This is a genomic window from Vulcaniibacterium tengchongense (assembly GCF_003814555.1).
Lineage (GTDB): Bacteria > Pseudomonadota > Gammaproteobacteria > Xanthomonadales > Xanthomonadaceae > Vulcaniibacterium > Vulcaniibacterium tengchongense.
In genome coordinates, this window is sequence record NZ_RKQN01000001.1 from 916,114 (window position 1) to 934,528 (window position 18,415).

An 18,415-nucleotide genomic window follows, 5' to 3' on the forward strand; every position below is an offset into this window, starting at 1 on the left:
GCACCATTCCGCCGGTCGGATGGAGGCACGCAAGCGACGGCCGCCCAGGTCGCGCCGGCCGGGCGGAGCCGGGGGCACGGGGCGCGCTCATGCCGCGGCCGCCCGCAGCCGCTGCTCCAGCGGCGCGTCGGTCGCGGCGATCACCGCGCCGCCGAGGCAGACCTCGCCGTCGTAGAGCACGACCGACTGCCCGGGCGTCACCGCCCGCTGCGGCCGGGCGAAACGGACCTGCAGCGTGCCGTCGTCGCGTACCGCGACCTCGCAGGGCTCGTCGGCCTGCCGGTAGCGGGTCTGCGCGGTGCAATCGAAACGCGCCGCGGGCGGATGGCCGGCGATCCAGTGCGCCGGCTCCGACCACAGCGCCTGCGAGCGCAGCCAGGGACTGTCCGCGCCCTGGTCGACGTAGAGCACGTTGTTCGCCACGTCCTTGCCGACCACGTACCACGGCGCCGCGGCGAAGCCGCGCACGCCGCCGATGTTCAGCCCTTCCCGCTGGCCCAGGGTGAAATAGAACACGCCCGGGTGTTCGCCGATCCGGCGCCCGTCGGGGGTGCGCATCTCGCCCGGGCACGCCGGCAGGTAGCGCGACAGGAACTCGCGGAAGTCGCGCTCGCCGATGAAGCAGATGCCGGTGGAATCCTTCTTCGCCGCGGTCGGCAGGGCGGCCTCCTGGGCGATCCGCCGCACCTCGCGCTTGAGCAGCCCGCCCAGCGGGAACCGGGTCGCGGCCAGTTGCTGCTGGCCCAGCTGGTGGAGGAAATAGCTCTGGTCCTTGCTGCGGTCGGCCGCGCGCAGCAGCAGATGCCCGCCGGCTGCGCGCTCGACCCGGGCGTAGTGGCCGGTCGCGATCGCCTCCGCGCCCAGCTCGCGCGCCGCGTCGAGGAAGTGCTTGAACTTGATCTCGCGGTTGCACAGCACGTCCGGGTTCGGCGTGCGTCCGGCCGCGTACTCGGCCAGGAAATGCGCGAACACGCCGTCCCAGTACTCGCGCGAGAAGTCGCGGAAGTGGATCGGGATGCCGAGCCGGCCGCACACCGCCACCGCGTCGCGGCGGTCGTCCTCGGCGCGGCAGTCGCCGCGGGCCGCCTTCGGCATCCTGCCTTCGGCGGCGCCCGCGCTGTCCTGCGCATCGCCGTCGTCCGCCCAGTTCTGCATGAACAGGCCGGCGATCGGCTCGCCGGCGTCGCGCAGCAGCAGCGCGGCGACCGACGAATCGACGCCCCCGGACATGCCCACCACGGTCCGCGCGCTCATGGCGTCGCGCGCTCCCGCGTGCGGCCGGACCCGGCTCCCGCGCGAGCGCGTGGGGGCCGGGTGCCGGGTGCGACGGAGCAGGCGGCGCTCGCGACGGCGATACTCATGTCAGCTGCTGCGCCAGGGACAGGGGATAACGCCGGCCGGCCAGGTAATCGGCGACGGCGCGCCAGACCAGCGGACTGCGATGGCGCGCGCGCGCCGCGTCCAGTTCGCCGGGCGTCATCCACAGCGCGCGCACGATGCCTTCGTCCAACGGGCGCGACGGATCGTGGCCGAGCGGTTCGGCGGCGAACGCGAAGCGCAGGTAATGGCGCACGCCGCGGCCGTCGCCGTGGTCCGGCGCCGTCCACTGGTAGGCGCCGACGAACGCCGCCAGGCGCACGTCCCAGCCGGTTTCCTCGCGGGTCTCGCGCAGGGCCGCCTCGAGCAGGCTCTCGTCGGGCTCCAGGTGCCCGGCCGGCTGGTTCAGCACTCGCCGGCCGCCGACCGTCTCCTCGACCATCAGCAGCCGGCCGCCGTCCACCACCACCGTGGCGACGGTCACGTCCGGTTGCCAGAAGCGGCCCTCGCGGTAGCTCATCAGAATTCGTCCTGGCCGGTGAGCTCGGCTTCCATCTGGTCGGCGGCGCGCAGGACGTAGTCGAGGGCGTCGTCGAGTTGCTGGGCGGAGGCGTCGGCGGCGAGCTTGACCACCAGCACCGCGGTGTCGCCCTGCTTGACCCAGCCGCCGAGTTTGCCCGTATGGCTGTCCTCGAGCAGCCGGTTCGCGACTTCGGCCGGGAACGCGCCGCCTTGTGCGCGATAGGCCGGCGCCCAGACCTCGCGCACGCGCAGGCTGCCGAACTCCTCGACCGCGGAGATCACGAACGCCAGCTGGCTGCGCCCGCCGTCGAGATCGAACGCCAGCCGGTAGTCGCCGTCCTCGTCGACCTCGTAACGGTAGCCGAGCTCGTCGAGCTGCCGGGCAATGCCGGCGTCGGCCGCGGAACGCTCCGTTGCGTCGGCCGCGCCGCCGGCCCGCGCCGACGGCAGCGCGCCCAGTACGGTCGCGACGAACAGCAGGACGGGCAGGGTGCGGACCGGGCGCATGCAATCCTCGAGGAAGTCGACGGAAGTGTCGGATCGACCGGCATTGTTGCAGCCCGGACGCGAGGGCGTCCACGGCCGCGCGACCGCCGCGTTTTATATACTGGGCGCATGGCCAGACAGAGCGAACACGAGCATCAACACGGCGCCCTCGTGGAGACCGGCAAGCCGGAGCTCGCGCCCCCGCCGCTGTATTCGGTGCTGCTGCTGAACGACGACTACACGCCGATGGACTTCGTGGTCGAGGTGCTGATGCGCTTCTTCGCCATGAACGCCGAAAAGGCGACCCAGATCATGCTTCACGTGCACACCCGCGGCCGCGGCGTTTGCGGGGTCTTCACCCGCGAAGTGGCGGAGTCGAAGGTGGCGCAGGTGAACGAATTTTCAAGGCTGAACCAGCACCCCTTGCTGTGCACGATGGAAAAGGCCTAAAAGTCCTTATCGACGAGTCGTCAGCGACAAGGAGGGGAGCGCCGGAACCGTCGTGCCGGCCCGGGGTCCAACCCGTCCCGGCATGGAAAACCCATCGCCACGCCCCCATCTCGGGCCGCAGTAGCTTTCGGAGGCTCACGCCCCATGTTCAGCAAGGATCTCGAATACAGCATCGGCCAGTGCTACAAGCGCGCCCGCGAGGCGCGCCACGAGTACATGACGGTCGAGCACCTGTTGCTGGCACTGCTCGACAACCCCTCGGCGGAAGCGGTGCTCAAGGCCTGCGGCCTGGATTTCCCGCGCCTGCGCAACGACCTGGAGCAGGCCATCGCCACCTCGGTGTCGGTGCTGCCCGAGGACGTCGACCGCGACACCCAGCCGACGCTCGGTTTCCAGCGCGTGCTCCAGCGCGCGGTCTACCACGTCCAGTCCTCGGGCAAGAAGGAAGTCACCGGCGCCAACGTGCTGGTGGCGATCTTCGGCGAGAAGGACTCGCACGCCGTCTATTTCCTGAACCAGCAGGACATCACCCGCCTGGATGTGGTGAACTACATCTCGCACGGCATCGCCAAGCACGGCAGCGAGGAGGCGCCCGGCGCCCATGAGGACGGCGAGGCACGGGCCGAAGGCGAGGGCGAAGGCAAGGCCGACGCGCTCGGCGAATTCGCGGTCAACCTCAACCAGCTCGCGCGCGAGGGCAAGATCGACCCGCTGGTCGGCCGCGCCGACGAGGTCGAGCGCACCATCCAGGTGCTGTGCCGCCGGCGCAAGAACAACCCGCTCTACGTCGGCGAGGCCGGCGTGGGCAAGACCGCGATCGCAGAGGGGCTGGCCAAGCGCATCGTCGACGGCGAGGTCCCGGAGGTGCTGGCCGACGCGACCATCTACGCGCTCGACCTCGGCGCGCTGGTCGCCGGCACCAAGTACCGCGGCGATTTCGAGAAGCGGTTGAAGGCGGTGCTGGCGCAGATCAAGAAGCTGCCCGGCGCGATCCTGTTCATCGACGAGATCCACACCATCATCGGCGCCGGCTCGGCTTCGGGCGGCACCATGGACGCCTCGAACCTGATCAAGCCGGCGCTGTCCTCGGGCGAGCTGCGCTGCATCGGCTCGACCACGTTCCAGGAGTACCGCGGCATCTTCGAGAAGGACCGCGCGCTGGCGCGGCGCTTCCAGAAGATCGACATCGTCGAGCCGACCGTCGGCGAGGCCTACCAGATCCTGCAGGGCCTGAAGCCCAAGTACGAGGCGCACCACGGCGTCACCTACGCCGACGAGGCGCTGCAGGCGGCGGTGGACCTGTCGGTCAAGCACATCGGCGACCGCCTGCTGCCGGACAAGGCCATCGACGTGATCGACGAGGCCGGCGCGCGCCAGCGCCTGCTGCCGGAGAACGAGCGCAAGAACCTGATCGATACCGAGGAAATCGAGACCATCGTCGCCAAGATGGCGCGGATTCCGACCAAGCAAGTCAGCGCGTCGGACAAGGACGTGCTGAAGAACCTCGAGCGCAACCTGAAGATGGTCATCTTCGGCCAGGACCAGGCGATCGAGACCCTGACCAGCGCGATCAAGCTGGCGCGCTCCGGCCTGGGCAACCCGGACAAGCCGATCGGCAACTTCCTGTTCGCCGGCCCCACCGGCGTCGGCAAGACCGAGGTGACCAAGCAGCTGGCGCTGCAGCTGGGCATCGAGCTGGTGCGCTTCGACATGTCCGAGTACATGGAGCCGCACTCGGTCAGCCGCCTGATCGGCGCCCCCCCGGGCTACGTCGGCTTCGACCAGGGCGGCCTGCTGACCGAGAAGATCGTCAAGACGCCGCACTGCGTGCTGTTGCTGGACGAAGTGGAGAAGGCGCACCCGGACATCTTCAACATCCTGCTGCAGGTGATGGACCGCGGCGTGCTCACCGACACCAACGGGCGCGAGGCCAACTTCAAGAACGTGGTGCTGGTGATGACCACCAACGCCGGCGCGGCGCAGGCCTCGCGGCGCTCGATCGGCTTCACCAAGCAGGACCATTCGACCGACGCGATGGAAGTGATCCGGCGCAGCTTCAGCCCGGAGTTCCGCAATCGCCTGGACGCGATCGTGCAGTTCCAGCCGCTGGGCTTCGAGCACATCCTGCGCGTGGTGGACAAGTTCCTGATCGAGCTGGAGGCCCAGCTGCACGAGAAGAACGTGAGCCTGACCGCGACCCCGACCGCGCGCGAGTGGCTGGCCCAGCACGGCTTCGACCCGCTGATGGGCGCGCGGCCGATGGCGCGGGTGATCCAGGAGAAGATCAAGCGCCCGCTGGCGGACGAACTGCTGTTCGGCAAGCTGGTCGACGGCGGCCGGGTCACCATCGACGTCAAGGACGACGAACTGGTGGTCGAGGCCAAGCCGGAGCCCGAGAGGCTGCTGCCGGCGACGGTGTGAGCGGCCGGCTCGCGGGGGCGGGGGCGATCGCCTCGCGCGCGTCCTGACGGCCGGCGCGTTCGGCATCGGCTTACGAGGCGGGCCGGAGGATGGCCGAGGGGCCTCCACGAGAGCCGGCCGCGCCGCAGGACAAAAACAAAGGCGGCCTTGGGCCGCCTTTTTTTTCAACGGGTTGCCGCGCTTACTTCATGCGGTACGTGATCCGGCCCTTGGTCAGGTCGTAGGGCGTCATCTCCACTTTGACCTTGTCGCCGGTGAGGATGCGGATGTAGTTCTTGCGCATCCGCCCGGAGATGTGGGCGATGATCTCGTGCCCGTTTTCGAGGCGCACCCGGAACATGGTGTTCGGCAGCGTTTCCACCACCGTGCCCTCGAATTCGATCACGTCGTCTTTTGCCATGTGGTTCCTGGTCGGAATGCCCTGGTTGGGATGCGGGCGCCTCGGCCGAGGCGCGTACGAAGCGGCGTATGTTGCCACGCCGGGCATGACGACGCAAAGAAACGGTTAACCCGGCATCGGTGCGGCGCCCGGCTCGGCCGCCTCGGCGAGCCGTCGCGCCGGCCATTCGCCGACCCGTGCGGCCCACAGCCCCGGCGGCTCCGGCGCGGCGCACTGCGCGGCCGCCGCCGCGAGGAAACGCGGCCGCGGCCAGCGCTCGGCGCCCAGGCGCAGCAAATGGTCGTTCTCGACCTGGGCGTCGATCAGCGGCCAGCCCCAGGCATACAGCTGGCGGGCGAGCGCGGCGAGGGCGACCTTGGAGCCGCCCGATTCGGCGCTGAACATGCTCTCGCCGAAGAACATGCGCCCGACCGCGACGCCGTAGATGCCGCCGACCAGGCGCGCGCCGTCGAAGACTTCGAACGAGTGCGCGTGGCCGAGCGCGTGCAGGCGGCGGTACGCGGCGCGCATCTCCGGGACGATCCAGGTGCCGCGCTGGCCGGGACGCGGGATCGCGGCGCAGGCCTCGATCACCGCGTCGAAGGCGGTGTCGGCGCGCACCGTCCAGCGACTGCGGCGCAGTTCGCGGCGGAAGCGGCGCGACAGGTGCACGCGCTCGGTGCGGAATACCGTGCGCGGGTCCGGGCTCCACCACAGGATCGGCTGCCCCTGCGAATACCACGGAAAGATCCCGTGGCGGTAGGCGTTGAGCAGGCGCGCGGGCGAGAGGTCGCCGCCGATCGCGAGCAGGCCGTCGGGCTGGCGCAGGGCCTGCTCCGGCGGCGGGAACGGCGCCTCCGGGTCCGGCGGCAGCCAGGGCGGCAGTTGCGGATTCATCCGGCCGGCCCTGCCGTGCCGCCCGCGGGCGCCGCCTTGAACGGCGAATGCGCGGCCAGTCCGGCCGCGTAGCGGCGCACCGCCGCGCCTTCCTCCGCGCACCAGGCGCGCAGCGCGTCGCGGAACTGCGGATGCGCGATCCAGTGCCGGCTGCGCACGAGCGCCGGCAGGAAGCCGCGCGCCAGCTTGTGTTCGCCCTGCGCGCCCGGCTCGAAGCGGCGCAGGCCTTCGCGCAGGCAGTACTCGATGCCCTGGTAGTAGCAGGTCTCGAAGTGCAGGCCGGGCACGTGCTCGTCGGCGCCCCAGTAGCGGCCGTAGAGCGTGTCGGCGCCGCGCAGGCACAGCGCGCCGGCGATCGGGCGGCCGGCGCGCTCGGCCAGGACCAGCACCAGCGCCCGCGGCATCGCCGTGGCCAGGTGGTGGAGGAATTCCAGGGTCAGCGCCGGGTGGTTGCCGTACTCGGCGAAGGTGCGCAGGTAGAAGCCGTGCATGGCCGCGAGGTCGCCTTCGCTCGCGCCGCGGCCGTCGACGACGCGGAAGCGCACGCCCGCGCGCGCGACCCGGGCCCGCTCCTGGCGCACGTTCTTGCGGTGCTTGTGGTCGAACGCGGCGAGGAACTGCTCGAAGTCCCGCCAGCCGGCATCGTTGCGCCAGTGGTACTGCACGTCCAGCCGCGGCAGCCAGGCGTCGTCGAACGCCGGGTCCTCGCCCTCGGCGTGGAAGTTCACGTGCGCCGACGACAGCCCGGCGCGTTCGGCGAGCCCGGCCAGCGCCTGGACCAGGGCGCGCCGATCGTCGTCGCCGCGCGCCAGCAGCCGCGGGCCGGTCACCGGCGAGTAGGGCACCGCGCACAGCCACTTGGGGAAATAATCCAGGCCGTGGCGGGCATAGGCGTGGGCCCAGGCGTGGTCGAACACGAACTCGCCGTGCGAGTTCTCCTTCAGGTAGGCCGGCGCCGCGGCGACCAGCGCGTCGCCGTCCCACAGCGCCAGGTGACGCGGCCGCCAGCCCCATTGCGGGCGCAGGCAGCCGTGCCTTTCCAGGCCTTCGAGGAAGGCGTGGGCGACGAATGGGTTGCGCCCGTCGTGCAGCGCGTCCCACTGCGCGGCCGGGATCTGCGCTAGCGAGTCGTGGACGCGGGGCGTGGGCATCGGTCTGGCTTGCGGATGTCGCGGGGCACCGGCGTCGCTCGGAAGGCTCCGTCGCCCTCGGTGGCGCCGCCGTGCCGGCTCCGGCGCGCCCGACCGCGGCCGGCGCCGATCGGGCACCGGCCGGGCGCGGTCACTCGCCCTTGTCGAGGAACTTCTCGGCGTCGAGCGCGGCCATGCAGCCGAAGCCGGCCGAGGTGATCGCCTGGCGGTAGACCTGGTCGGCCACGTCGCCGGCGGCGAACACGCCCGGCACCGAGGTCGCGGTGGCGTTGCCGTCCAGGCCGGTGCGGATGACGATGTAGCCGTTCTTCATCTCCAGCTGACCCTCGAACAGCGAGGTGTTGGGGGTATGGCCGATGGCGACGAACAGGCCGTGGATCGGGATCTCGCGGGTGCCGCCGTCCTGCACCGACTTCACCCGCACGCCGGTCACGCCGGCGTCGTTGCCGAGCACCTCGTCCACCACGTGGTGCCAGACCGGTTCGATCTTGCCGGCCTGGACCTTGGCGAACAGCTTGTCCTGCATGATCTTCTCCGCGCGCAGGGTGTCGCGGCGGTGGACCAGGTAGACCTTGCGGGCGATGTTCGACAGGTACAGCGCTTCCTCCACCGCGGTGTTGCCGCCGCCGATCACCGCCACGTCCTGCTCCTTGTAGAAGAAGCCGTCGCAGGTGGCGCAGGCGGACACGCCGCGGCCCTTGTACAGCTCCTCCGAGGGCAGGCCGAGGTACTTGGCGGTGGCGCCGGTGGCGACGATCAGCGCGTCGCAGGTGTACTCGCCGCTGTCGCCGACCAGCCGGAACGGGCGCCGCGACAGGTCGGCGGTGTGGATGTGGTCGAACACGACCTCGGTGTCGAAGCGCTCGGCGTGGGCCTGCATGCGCGCCATCAGGTCCGGGCCCATCAGGCCGTGGGCGTCGCCGGGCCAGTTGTCGACCTCGGTGGTGGTCATCAGCTGCCCGCCCATCTGCAGGCCGGTGATCACCACCGGCTTGAGGTTGGCGCGCGCGGCGTAGACGGCGGCGGTCCAGCCGGCGGGGCCTGAGCCGAGGATGATGACGCGGGAGTGCTTCGATGGGGTCATGAGGATCGCGAAGGTTGGGGCGCGGCGCGGCGCGAAAGCGTTCCGCCGCGCGGGCGCGCGGCGGAGCGAGGGACCACTAGCTTGGCGGCGGCCCCGCGGCAAGACAAGGCGGGGGACGCGACGCAATGTTGCGCCGCGCCGTGTCGCGGGGCGCCGGCTTGGGCGACAATAGGCGAAAATGACCGGGCGCCGCGGAAGCGGCGCTTTTTTGCGCCCGCGGTCCTGCGGGCCTCGCCAACCACGGGTAATCAAACATGCGGATCGGTGTTCCCAAGGAAACCAAGACCCTCGAAGGGCGCGTCGCGCTGGTGCCGGCGGCGGCCGGCGACCTGGTCAAGCGCGGCCACGAGGTCTGGATCGAGAAGGATGCCGGGGTCAAGTCCGGCTTCAAGGACGAGCAATACGCGCAGCTGGGCGTGAAGATCGCCCCGGATGCGGCGGCGCTGTACGAGAAGGGCGAACTGATCGTCAAGGTGAAGGAGCCGATCGCCGGCGACCTGCAGCACCTGCGCCGCGACCACCTGCTGTTCTGCTACCTGCACCTGGCCGCGGAGCCGGAACTGACCCGCAAGCTGCTCGACATCGGCCTGACCGGCGTCGCATTCGAGACGGTCGAACTGCCCAACGGCGACCTGCCGCTGCTGGCGCCGATGTCGGTGATCGCCGGCAAGATCGGCGTGCAGGTCGGCACCCATCTGCTGCACCAGCCGATGGGCGGCAAGGGCAAGCTGCTCGGCGGGCTGCCGTCGACCGAGCGCGGCAAGGTCGTGGTGTTCGGCGCCGGCAAGGCGGGCGGGGCCTCGGCCGCGCTGGCCGCGGCCGCGGGCGCCAACGTCACCGTGTTCGAGATGCGCCAGGACCGCATGGACGAGATGATGCGCCTGGGCAACAACGTCACCGCGCTGTACCCGTACCACGACGTGGTCGCGCGCGAGGTGGCGTCGGCCGATCTCGTCGTCGGCGCGGTGCTGATCACCGGCGCGAAGGCGCCGCACGTGATGACCCGCGAGATGCTGAAGGACATGGAGGACGGCAGCGTCGTCGTCGACATCGCGATCGACCAGGGCGGCTGCTTCGAGACCTCGCGCCCGACCACCTGGAAGGAGCCGACCTACGTGGAGGAGGGCGTGACCCACTTCTGCGTGACCAACATGCCGGGCGCCGTGCCGCAGACCAGCTCCCAGGCGATCTGCGCCGCGATCCTGCCGTGGGTCAACAAGCTGGCCTCGGGCAGCGAGTGGCGCAGCAACGCCGCGCTGGTGAAGGGCATCAACGTCGAGGCCGGGCAGCTGGTGCATCCGGCGCTGCAGGGCATGAAGCCGTAATCCCGGCCGGCGGAGCGCCGGGCGATTCGCCTCGGCCGGCGCTCGCGCGCGGCGAACAGCAGCGCCGGTTCGGCGGGCTGCTATCGTGTCCGTCGTCGAAACCCTGTCATTCGGCAGGGTTTCGCCGTATATTCAACGACTAACGAAACGTAGCTGAGGCGGAACATCACGGTGGCGCAGGCGCCCGCAGCCAGTCGCAAAAAGGCCAAGGCCGAGAAGGCACCGCCGTCGCCGCGCCGGCAGCGGCTGATGCGCGACATCGCGCTGATCCTGATCGCGCCGCTGCTGCTGTACCTGCTCGCCAGCCTGGTCACGTTCTCGCCGCAGGACCCGGGCTTCTCGCACGCCGGCAGCGTGTCGGCACCGATCGCCAACGTCGGCGGCCGGGTGGGCGCCTGGATCGCCGACGTGCTGCAGACCCTGACCGGCTACGTCGCCTTCCTGCTGCCGGTCATGCTCGGCGCGATCGCCTGGATCGCGCTGTTCGGCATGGACAGCGATGGCGACGGCGACGCCGACCTCGGTCCGGCGTTGCGGCTGGTCGGCATCGTCGGCTTCCTGATCGCCGCCACCGGCCTGCTGCACCTGCGCCTGGGGGCCGACGCCGCGCCGCATTTCTCCGCCGGCCCGGGCGGCGTGCTCGGGCGCCTGGTCGGCAACTCGCTGTACCAGGGCTTCGGCCCGGTCGGCGGCAACCTGTTCCTGCTGGCGCTGCTGCTGGTGTCGGTGACGCTGGCGACCGGGCTGTCCTGGTTCGCGGTGATGGACAAGATCGGGCAGTGGGTGCTGGCGCTCGGCCCGACGCTGGGCACGCTGTTCCGCAAGGGCGAGAAGCAGGCCGCCGAGTGGCAGCAGAGCCGCGCCTTCCGCGAGGAGCGCGAGGAGGCGCGCAAGATCGAGAGCGAGCTGCGCGCCAAGCGCGCGCCGGTCAAGATCGAGCCGCCGCCGGCGCCGGTGGTGGAGAAGAGCGACCGCGCCAAGCGCGAGACCCAGATCCCGCTGTTCCATACCGGCGACGGCTCCGGGATCCCGCCGCTGGCGCTGCTCGACGATCCCAAGCCGCAGCCCAAGGGCTACAGCGAGGAGACGCTGGAGGCGCTGTCGCGGCAGATCGAGTTCAAGCTCAAGGACTTCCGCATCGACGCCCAGGTGGTCGGCGCCTACCCGGGCCCGGTGATCACCCGGTTCGAGATCGAGCCCGCGCCGGGCGTGAAGGTCAGCCAGATCAGCTCGCTGGACAAGGACATCGCCCGCGGCCTGTCGGTGAAGTCGGTGCGCGTGGTCGACGTGATCCCGGGCAAGTCGGTGATCGGCCTGGAGATCCCGAACAGCAGCCGGGAGATGATCTTCCTGTCCGAGCTGCTGCGCTCGAAGGAGTACGACAAATCCGCCAGCCCGCTGACGCTGGCGCTGGGCAAGGACATCGCCGGCCGGCCCACCGTGGCCGACCTGGCGCGCATGCCGCACCTGCTGGTCGCCGGCACCACCGGCTCGGGCAAGTCGGTGGCGGTCAACGCGATGGTGCTGAGCCTGCTGTACAAGGCCTCCGCGCGCGACGTGCGGATGCTGATGATCGACCCGAAGATGCTCGAGCTGTCGGTCTACCAGGGCATTCCGCACCTGCTGGCGCCGGTGGTCACCGACATGAAGGAGGCGGCCAACGGCCTGCGCTGGTGCGTGGCCGAGATGGAGCGCCGCTACAAGCTGATGAGCGCGGTCGGCGTGCGCAACCTGGCCGGCTTCAACAAGAAGGTCAAGGATGCGCAGGACGCCGGCCAGCCGCTGATGGACCCGCTGTTCAAGCCGAACCCCGAACTGGGGGAGGCGCCGCGGCCGCTGGAGACGCTGCCGTTCATCGTCGTGTTCATCGACGAATTCGCCGACATGATGATGATCGTCGGCAAGAAGGTGGAGGAGCTGATCGCGCGCCTGGCGCAGAAGGCCCGCGCCGCCGGCATCCACCTGATCCTGGCCACGCAGCGGCCGTCGGTGGACGTGATCACCGGCCTGATCAAGGCCAACATCCCGACCCGCATCGCCTTCCAGGTGTCGAGCAAGATCGACTCGCGCACCATCCTCGACCAGTCCGGCGCGGAGACGCTGCTCGGCCACGGCGACATGCTGTACCTGCCCCCGGGCACGGCGATGCCCGAGCGCGTGCATGGCGCCTTCGTCAGCGACGACGAGGTGCACCGGGTGGTCGAGCACCTCAAGCAGATCGGCGGCGGCCCGGACTACATCGAGGGCGTGCTGGACGAGGTGCAGACGCTCGGCGACGGCGTGGTGATCGGCGCCACCGGCCTGCCGGAGAGCGGCGGCGGTGGCGGCGACGAATCCGACCCGCTGTACGACGAGGCGGTGAGGATCGTCACCGAGACTCGCCGCGCCTCGATCTCCGGCGTGCAGCGGCGGCTGAAGATCGGCTACAACCGCGCCGCGCGCCTGATCGAGGCCATGGAGGCGGCCGGCGTGGTCAGCCCGCCGGAGCACAACGGCGACCGCACCGTGCTGGCGCCGCCGCCGCCGAAGTGATCGGGAGCGCGGCGCGCTCCTCGCCAGCCCGTGGCAAGAGCCGCGATGTGCGTTCGACGCCGCTGCATTGGGTCGGCGCAGCTCGCGAGGCCTCGGCCCCGCTGCGCCGGTCTGCCGGGCCTGCCGCGCGGTCTGCGGGACGCCGTCGTCGGCCCGTGCCCGCATGCGCCGACCTGAACCGGGCGCGCCGCGCCTCGCGGCTCTCGTCGCCCGTTCAGTCCGGTTCGGGCACACTCTGCGCCATCGTTCTCCGGAGTGACCGAACCATGCGACATGCGATGCGCATTGCGCTCTGCGCTTTCCTCGTGGCGGCCGGCGCCGCCCAGGCGGGCGCGCGCGACGAGCTCGCCGCCTTCACCCGCGGCCTGAAGGGCCTGGACGGCCGGTTCACCCAGCAGGTGTACGACGCGCGCGGCAAGCTCAAGGAATCCTCGAGCGGGCAGGTGGCGCTGTCGGCGCCGCGGCTGTTCCGCTGGGAATACCAGAAGCCGTATCCGCAGCTGATCGTCGCCGACGGCCACAAGGTGTGGATCTACGATCCGGACCTGCAGCAGGTCACCGTGCGTCCGCAGGGCGTGGAAGAGCAGAACAGCCCGCTGGTCGCGCTGGTCGACCCGGGCAAGCTGGACGCGCAGTTCGTGGTCCGCGAGACCGGCAGCGAGCAGGGCCTGGAATGGCTGACGCTGGAGCCGAAGGCGAACGTGGAGGCCAACTTCCGCAGCGCCCGGCTCGGCTTCGGCGACGGCGGGCTGGCGCGGATGAGCATCGTCGACAACCTCGGCCAGCGCACCGAGATCGACTTCGGCGCTTGGCGGCGCAATCCCGATTTCGCCAAGGGCACCTTCAGCTACACGCCGCCCGCCGGCGTGGACGTGATCGGCGGCGAAGGCTAGGGCCCGCGGCCGGCGCGACCGCAGGCAGGCCGCGCCCGCCTGCGGTCGCGCCCGGCTTCAAGCCTGTCCTGCAGGCAAAGCCCTCCGCCGCGTCGCCGAGCCGGCGGGGCTAGAATTCCCCGGTGCGCAAGTCCAAAGCCGCCGCTGCCCCCGATTCGCTGTTCGCCGCGCCCGCCGCGCCCGCCGCGCTGAAGCCGCTGGCCGAGCGCATGCGGCCGCGCGCGCTCGACGAAATGGTCGGGCAGAAGCGCCTGCTGGCGCCGCGCTCGGCGCTGCGCCGGGCGATCGAGTCCGGGCGCGTGCACTCGATGATCCTGTGGGGCCCGCCGGGCTGCGGCAAGACCACGCTCGCGCTGCTGCTGGCCAAGTACGCGGACGCCGAGTTCCGCGCGATCTCGGCGGTGCTGTCCGGCCTGCCCGAGGTGCGCCAGGTGCTGGCGGAGGCCGAGCGACGCTTCGCCGAGGGCCATCGCACGGTGCTGTTCGTCGACGAGGTGCACCGCTTCAACAAGGCGCAGCAGGACGCGTTCCTGCCGCACATCGAGCGCGGCACGATCCTGTTCGTCGGCGCCACCACCGAGAATCCCTCGTTCGAGCTGAACTCCGCGCTGCTGTCGCGGTGCCGCGTGCACGTGATGGAGGCGGTATCGGCCGGCGACATCGCGCTGGCGCTGCGCCACGCGCTGGAGGACGAAGAGCGCGGCCTCGGCGGGCGCGGGCTGCGGGTGGACGAGGCGGCGCTGCGGCAGATCGCCCAGGCGGCCGACGGCGACGTGCGCCGCGGCCTGACCTTGCTGGAGATCGCCGCCGAGCTGGCCGAAGGCGAGGGCGGCGAGGTCAGCGAGGCGACCCTGGCGCAGGTGCTGGCCGACCGCACCCGTCGCTTCGACAAGGGCGGCGAGCAGTTCTACGACCAGATCTCGGCGCTGCACAAGTCGGTGCGCAGTTCCAATCCCGACGCGGCGTTGTACTGGCTGGCGCGGATGCTCGACGGCGGCTGCGACCCCGCGTACCTCGCCCGGCGGCTGACCCGGATGGCGGTGGAGGACATCGGCCTGGCCGACCCGCGCGCGCTGCAGATGGCGCTGGAAGCCTGGGACACGTACGACCGCCTCGGCAGTCCGGAGGGCGAGCTCGCGTTCGCCCAACTCGCGATCTACCTGGCCAGCACCGCCAAATCGAACGCGGCCTACGTGGCGTTCAACCAGGCGCGCCAGGACGTGCGCGAGTACGGCACCCAGGACGTGCCGCTGCACCTGCGCAATGCGCCGACCGGCCTGATGAAGCGGCTCGGCTACGGCCGCGACTACCGGTACGACCACGACGTCGAAGGCGGGGTCGCGCTGGACCAGACCGGTTTCCCCGATGCGATGGGCGAGCGCGTGTACTACCGGCCGGTGGAGCGCGGGCTGGAAATCAAGCTGAAGGAGAAGCTCGACCGCCTGCGCGCCGCGCGCGAGGCGGCCCGGGCCGGACGCGCGGACCCGGAAAGCGCGGCGGGCGAATAGCGGAGCCCCGACGGAACGGCGCCGCCCTTGCGGCGTCCGGGCGCCGGCATCGAGCTGCGCCACTCCGCCGGCCGGCGTTTTTCGCGCCCGGCCCCCGCGCACCCGGCAATTCCTCGCCACGCGATGGACGGTCGGAGGGCGCTGACCGAATGGAAGACGGCGGTTCGCCGGGTGCCTTCACGGCTCCTTCAGTCGCGAGTTCCTTCATTGCGCAGTGATGAAACGGAACGCCGGATCTCCCAGGCGGGTGCTGATCGTCTGCACCGCGAACATCTGCCGCAGCCCGACCGCGGAGACGGTGCTGCGCCATCGCCTCGACGGCGCGGCGGTCGAGGTCGAGTCCGCCGGGCTGGCGGCCTTGCCCGGCACCCCGATCGATCCGCGCACCGAGGCGGTTCTCGCCGCCCACGGCCTGAGCGCGGCGGGGCACGTCGCGCGCCGCGCCACGCCGGCGCAGATCGCCGCGGCCGACCTCGTGCTGGCGATGGAGCAGCGCCACCTGTCGGCGCTGCGGGCGCTGGTGCCGTCGGCGCGCGCGCGCAGCTTCTTGCTCGGCCGCTGGCAGGGCAACGCCGACATTCCCGATCCGTACGGCCGTGCGCAGGACGCCTACGAAGAGGCGTACCGGATGATCGAGGCCGCGGTCGAGGACTGGCGCGCGAGGCTCTGACCGCAGCCGGGAAACGTCGGCCGGGCCGCTGCCGACGGTCCCAGCGAGGGCATCGCCCGCGGCCATTCATCGATGTCGTCGCACCGTGTATTCCCGGGCATCGGCGCGGTCCCAAAGCGCCGTGCGCGCGCGCCGCAGGCATAACGGGTCGTTCATGAAGCGCGTGCCGGCGATCGCAAAAAACCCCCATTCAGGCGCCTCGGGCAGCGATTTCTTCATGCGTTCATCAACTGGGCGCAACTACAGTCGCGCTCGACCGATCAGGACACGGCGCCCGACGATTCTGCCCTCGAAAGGCGCCCCATTGCGGTCTACGCCGACGGTGCGGTTCCGCGGCATGTGCGTACGCACACGGAACAACAACAACTAGACCAAACGATCCGAGGCAAAGCGCATGCAGGATCCGAAACTGGTGGCAGCCAGCGCCATAGCGCTGGCGGTGACGCTCTTCGCCATCTTCTCGTTGCGCCCGGTGGCGCGGCGGTTGGGCCTGGTCGATCGGCCGGGCGGGCGCAAGCGCCATCGCGGGGCGATTCCGCTGATCGGCGGCCTGTGCTTCTTCATCGGCACGCTGGTCGGCCTGAGCTACGTGGGCTATCTGGACAGCTTCGTCGTCTACCTGATGGTGGGCGCGGGGTTGATCGTCGCCGCCGGCGTGGTCGACGACCTCAGCGACCTGAGCGTGCGTTCGCGCCTGGCGATCGAGGCCCTCGCGGTCGGGCTGGTGATCGCCGCCACCGGGTTCTACGTCGACGATCTCGGCCAGCTGCTCGGCGAGCAACGCATGCGGCTGTGGCTGCTCGGCGTTCCGGTCACCATCGTCGCGGTGATCGGCCTGGTCAACGCCTTCAACATGCTCGACGGCATCGACGGGCTGGCCGGCAGCATGGCGATGGTCAGCATCGCCGCGATCCTGCTGTTCGCGCAGCCCGGCGGCGGCGCCCCGGGCGTGCTGCTGCTGCTGCAGATCCTGTTCGCGGCGATGATCCCCTACCTGTGCGTCAACCTGGGGTGGCCGGACGGCCGCAAGATCTTCATGGGCGACGCCGGCAGCACGCTGATCGGCTTCGTGCTGGCGTGGAGCGTGATCTACCTGAGCCATCGCTCGGTCGGCCGTCTGGCGCCGGTCGACGCGCTGTGGTGCGTCGCGGTGCCGGTGATGGACACCCTGGCGGTGATGTACCGGCGCATCCGCCTCGGGCGCTCGCCGTTCAAGCCGGACCGGCAGCACCTGCATCACCTGCTGCTCGACGCGGGCCTGACGCCGCGCGCGGCGCTGGTCGCGATCGTCGCCGCCGGCACCGCGCTGGCGCTGGTCGGCTATGCGCTGCGCAGCGCGCCGGAAGCGGTCGGCCTGATCGCGTTCGCCGCCGTGCTCGCCGCCTACGTGCTGGGCCTGCCGAAGCTGCTCGGCCTGGTGCGGATGCTGCCGCGCGCGGCGCGGGTGTCGGACGCGGCGAGCGCGATCGCGATCGGCGGCGACGAGGAAACGCGCGAACCGGGCCGGACGGAGCGCGACGAGGCGCGGCCGTCGTCCGCGCCGGCGCTCGCCGAGGCGATCGGCGCGGCCGAAGGCCCGTCGGCGCTGAAGGCGCTGTGCGTGCTCGCGACGCCGCCGGACGCGATGAAGATCGCGCCGATCGCGCGCGAGCTGCTGCACGACGAGCGCTTCGAGCCGACCGTGTGCGTGGCCGCCGGGCCGGAGCCGCAGGCCGAGCAAGTGCTGGATCTGTTCGACATCCAGCCCGACCTGAGGCTCGACCTCGGCGCGCCCGACGAGGGCGAGCTCGCGCCCGACGCGCTCGGCGGGCTGGAGCGCGTGCTCAACGAGGTGCAGCCCGACGTGGTGCTGGTGCCGGGCGACACCTCGACCGCGCTGGCCGCGACGATGGCGGCCTACTGCCACCACATCCCCGTGGTGCACATCGACAGCGCGGGCGAGGCCGGCGCGATGGAGGGCGCCGAGCGCAAGCTCGCGCGCGCGCTGGCGACGCTGCACGTGACCCGCGACGAATCGGCGAGCCGCGAGTTGATCGCCGAAGGCGTTCCCGCCGAGCGCGTGCTGGTGGCCGGCGATCTCGCCGCCGACGGCCTGCGCGCGGCGCTCGGGCTGCTGCGCGACGACCCGGCGCTGGGGCAGCAGCTGGCGGCGCGATTCCCGTTCCTGCGCGACGACTGCCCGCTGCTGCTGGCGATGCCGGCGGAGGAGGTGGACCCGGTGCTGGCCCTGGCGCTGGCCGACGTCGCGCGCCGCCGCCCCGGCATCGACATCGCCTGCGCGCCGGCGCTCGCCGACGCGGTGCGCGCCGAAGCGCGCGGCCGGCCGCTGGGCAACCTGCATCCGGTCGCGCTCGACGACTATCTGGCCCAGGTGTTCCTGCTCGGCGCCGCGCGCCTGGTGGTGGTCGGGGCGAGCGCGCCGCACGCCGAGCTCGCGGCGCTCGGCAGGCCGGTGCTGCAGGTGCGCGCCGGCGTGGCCGACGCCGGGGGCGAGGGGATGCGCAGCGCGCAATCGCGTCGCGCGCTGACGGAGCAGATCCTGGCCTTGCTGGAGGCGGACGAGGGCCGCGCGTTCGACGAGGGCGTCGATCGCGGCCCGCGCGCCAGCCGGCAATTGGCCGAAGCTTTGGCGAGCCTGCGTCCCGCAGCAGCCCACGCCGAGACCCCGACGCGGGGCGCCGGCTCGCCTTCCGTTCTGCACGACCTGCAGGAGGCGTGCTGATGCCGGGCGCAGCGCCGCCGGCGGCAGTCCGATGGAAACCGATCATTCTCAACCGGTG

The 18,415-nt window shown here is 71.4% G+C and carries 16 protein-coding genes; 8 read left to right on the plus strand and 8 right to left on the minus strand.

What is annotated here, in order from left to right:
* Nucleotides 1-87 precede the first annotated feature (87 nt).
* From mnmA to EDC50_RS04110, 3 genes are all read right to left on the minus strand, one after another.
* Complete coding sequence (gene mnmA / locus EDC50_RS04100; protein WP_123769169.1) at nt 88-1,254, minus strand: tRNA 2-thiouridine(34) synthase MnmA; 1,167 nt, start codon at nt 1,252-1,254, stop codon at nt 88-90.
* 103 nt (nt 1,255-1,357) lie between these two features.
* Complete coding sequence (locus tag EDC50_RS04105) at nt 1,358-1,837, minus strand: NUDIX hydrolase (RefSeq protein WP_123769170.1); 480 nt, start codon at nt 1,835-1,837, stop codon at nt 1,358-1,360.
* A complete protein-coding gene (locus EDC50_RS04110; RefSeq protein ID WP_123769171.1) occupies nt 1,837-2,346 on the minus strand; it encodes a YbjN domain-containing protein in 510 nt (169 codons plus the stop codon). Before EDC50_RS04110 ends, EDC50_RS04105 begins: the two co-directional genes overlap by 1 nt.
* Nucleotides 2,347-2,454: 108 nt before the next feature.
* Here EDC50_RS04110 and clpS point away from each other — a divergent pair, with 108 nt between their 5' ends.
* Together clpS and clpA are read left to right on the plus strand one after the other, a co-directional pair.
* Nucleotides 2,455-2,775 (plus strand): ATP-dependent Clp protease adapter ClpS, encoded by a 321-nt coding sequence (gene clpS, locus EDC50_RS04115; RefSeq protein WP_123769172.1) that lies wholly within the window; start codon nt 2,455-2,457, stop codon nt 2,773-2,775.
* Nucleotides 2,776-2,919: 144 nt separating this feature from the next.
* Nucleotides 2,920-5,196: an ATP-dependent Clp protease ATP-binding subunit ClpA gene (clpA, locus tag EDC50_RS04120; protein ID WP_123769173.1), complete on the plus strand. Its 2,277-nt coding sequence runs from the start codon at nt 2,920-2,922 to the stop codon at nt 5,194-5,196.
* A gap of 181 nt (nt 5,197-5,377) precedes the next feature.
* Here clpA and infA read toward each other — a convergent pair whose 3' ends face one another.
* The 4 genes from infA to trxB form a co-directional block, all read right to left on the minus strand.
* On the minus strand, nt 5,378-5,596 hold the full coding sequence (gene infA / locus EDC50_RS04125; RefSeq protein ID WP_123769174.1) for a translation initiation factor IF-1: 219 nt from the start codon (nt 5,594-5,596) through the stop codon (nt 5,378-5,380).
* 105 nt (nt 5,597-5,701) lie between these two features.
* Nucleotides 5,702-6,472: a leucyl/phenylalanyl-tRNA--protein transferase gene (aat, locus tag EDC50_RS04130; RefSeq protein WP_123769175.1), complete on the minus strand. Its 771-nt coding sequence runs from the start codon at nt 6,470-6,472 to the stop codon at nt 5,702-5,704.
* Nucleotides 6,469-7,623, minus strand: coding sequence for a GNAT family N-acetyltransferase (locus tag EDC50_RS04135; RefSeq protein ID WP_123769176.1), 1,155 nt, complete (start codon nt 7,621-7,623; stop codon nt 6,469-6,471). Before EDC50_RS04135 ends, aat begins: the two co-directional genes overlap by 4 nt.
* A 130-nt stretch (nt 7,624-7,753) precedes the next feature.
* Nucleotides 7,754-8,707: a thioredoxin-disulfide reductase gene (gene trxB, locus EDC50_RS04140; protein ID WP_123769177.1), complete on the minus strand. Its 954-nt coding sequence runs from the start codon at nt 8,705-8,707 to the stop codon at nt 7,754-7,756.
* A gap of 254 nt (nt 8,708-8,961) precedes the next feature.
* On the opposite strand from trxB, the gene ald reads away from it, so the two are divergent.
* The 5 genes from ald to EDC50_RS04165 all read left to right on the plus strand — a co-directional run bounded on the left by ald (nt 8,962) and on the right by EDC50_RS04165 (nt 15,635).
* Entirely contained in the window at nt 8,962-10,032 is a 1,071-nt protein-coding gene (gene ald / locus EDC50_RS04145; RefSeq protein WP_123769178.1) for an alanine dehydrogenase, read from the plus strand.
* A 171-nt stretch (nt 10,033-10,203) separates the two neighbouring features.
* On the plus strand, nt 10,204-12,564 hold the full coding sequence (locus EDC50_RS04150; RefSeq protein ID WP_242002953.1) for a DNA translocase FtsK: 2,361 nt from the start codon (nt 10,204-10,206) through the stop codon (nt 12,562-12,564).
* A 266-nt stretch (nt 12,565-12,830) separates the two neighbouring features.
* Nucleotides 12,831-13,457: an outer membrane lipoprotein periplasmic chaperone LolA gene (lolA, locus tag EDC50_RS04155; RefSeq protein WP_123769180.1), complete on the plus strand. Its 627-nt coding sequence runs from the start codon at nt 12,831-12,833 to the stop codon at nt 13,455-13,457.
* A gap of 209 nt (nt 13,458-13,666) precedes the next feature.
* Nucleotides 13,667-14,965, plus strand: coding sequence for a replication-associated recombination protein A (locus EDC50_RS04160; RefSeq protein ID WP_123769631.1), 1,299 nt, complete (start codon nt 13,667-13,669; stop codon nt 14,963-14,965).
* 217 nt (nt 14,966-15,182) lie between these two features.
* The gene (locus EDC50_RS04165) at nt 15,183-15,635 is read left to right on the plus strand and encodes a low molecular weight protein-tyrosine-phosphatase (protein ID WP_123769181.1); all 453 of its coding nucleotides are present in this window, start codon (nt 15,183-15,185) and stop codon (nt 15,633-15,635) included.
* Nucleotides 15,636-15,701: 66 nt separating this feature from the next.
* On the opposite strand, the gene EDC50_RS16305 is transcribed toward EDC50_RS04165, so the two are convergent.
* The gene (locus EDC50_RS16305) at nt 15,702-15,854 is read right to left on the minus strand and encodes a hypothetical protein (protein ID WP_158635658.1); all 153 of its coding nucleotides are present in this window, start codon (nt 15,852-15,854) and stop codon (nt 15,702-15,704) included.
* Between the two features lie 175 nt (nt 15,855-16,029).
* Here EDC50_RS16305 and EDC50_RS04170 point away from each other — a divergent pair, with 175 nt between their 5' ends.
* On the plus strand, nt 16,030-18,357 hold the full coding sequence (locus EDC50_RS04170) for a UDP-N-acetylglucosamine 2-epimerase (protein ID WP_123769182.1): 2,328 nt from the start codon (nt 16,030-16,032) through the stop codon (nt 18,355-18,357).
* Nucleotides 18,358-18,415: the final 58 nt, after the last annotated feature.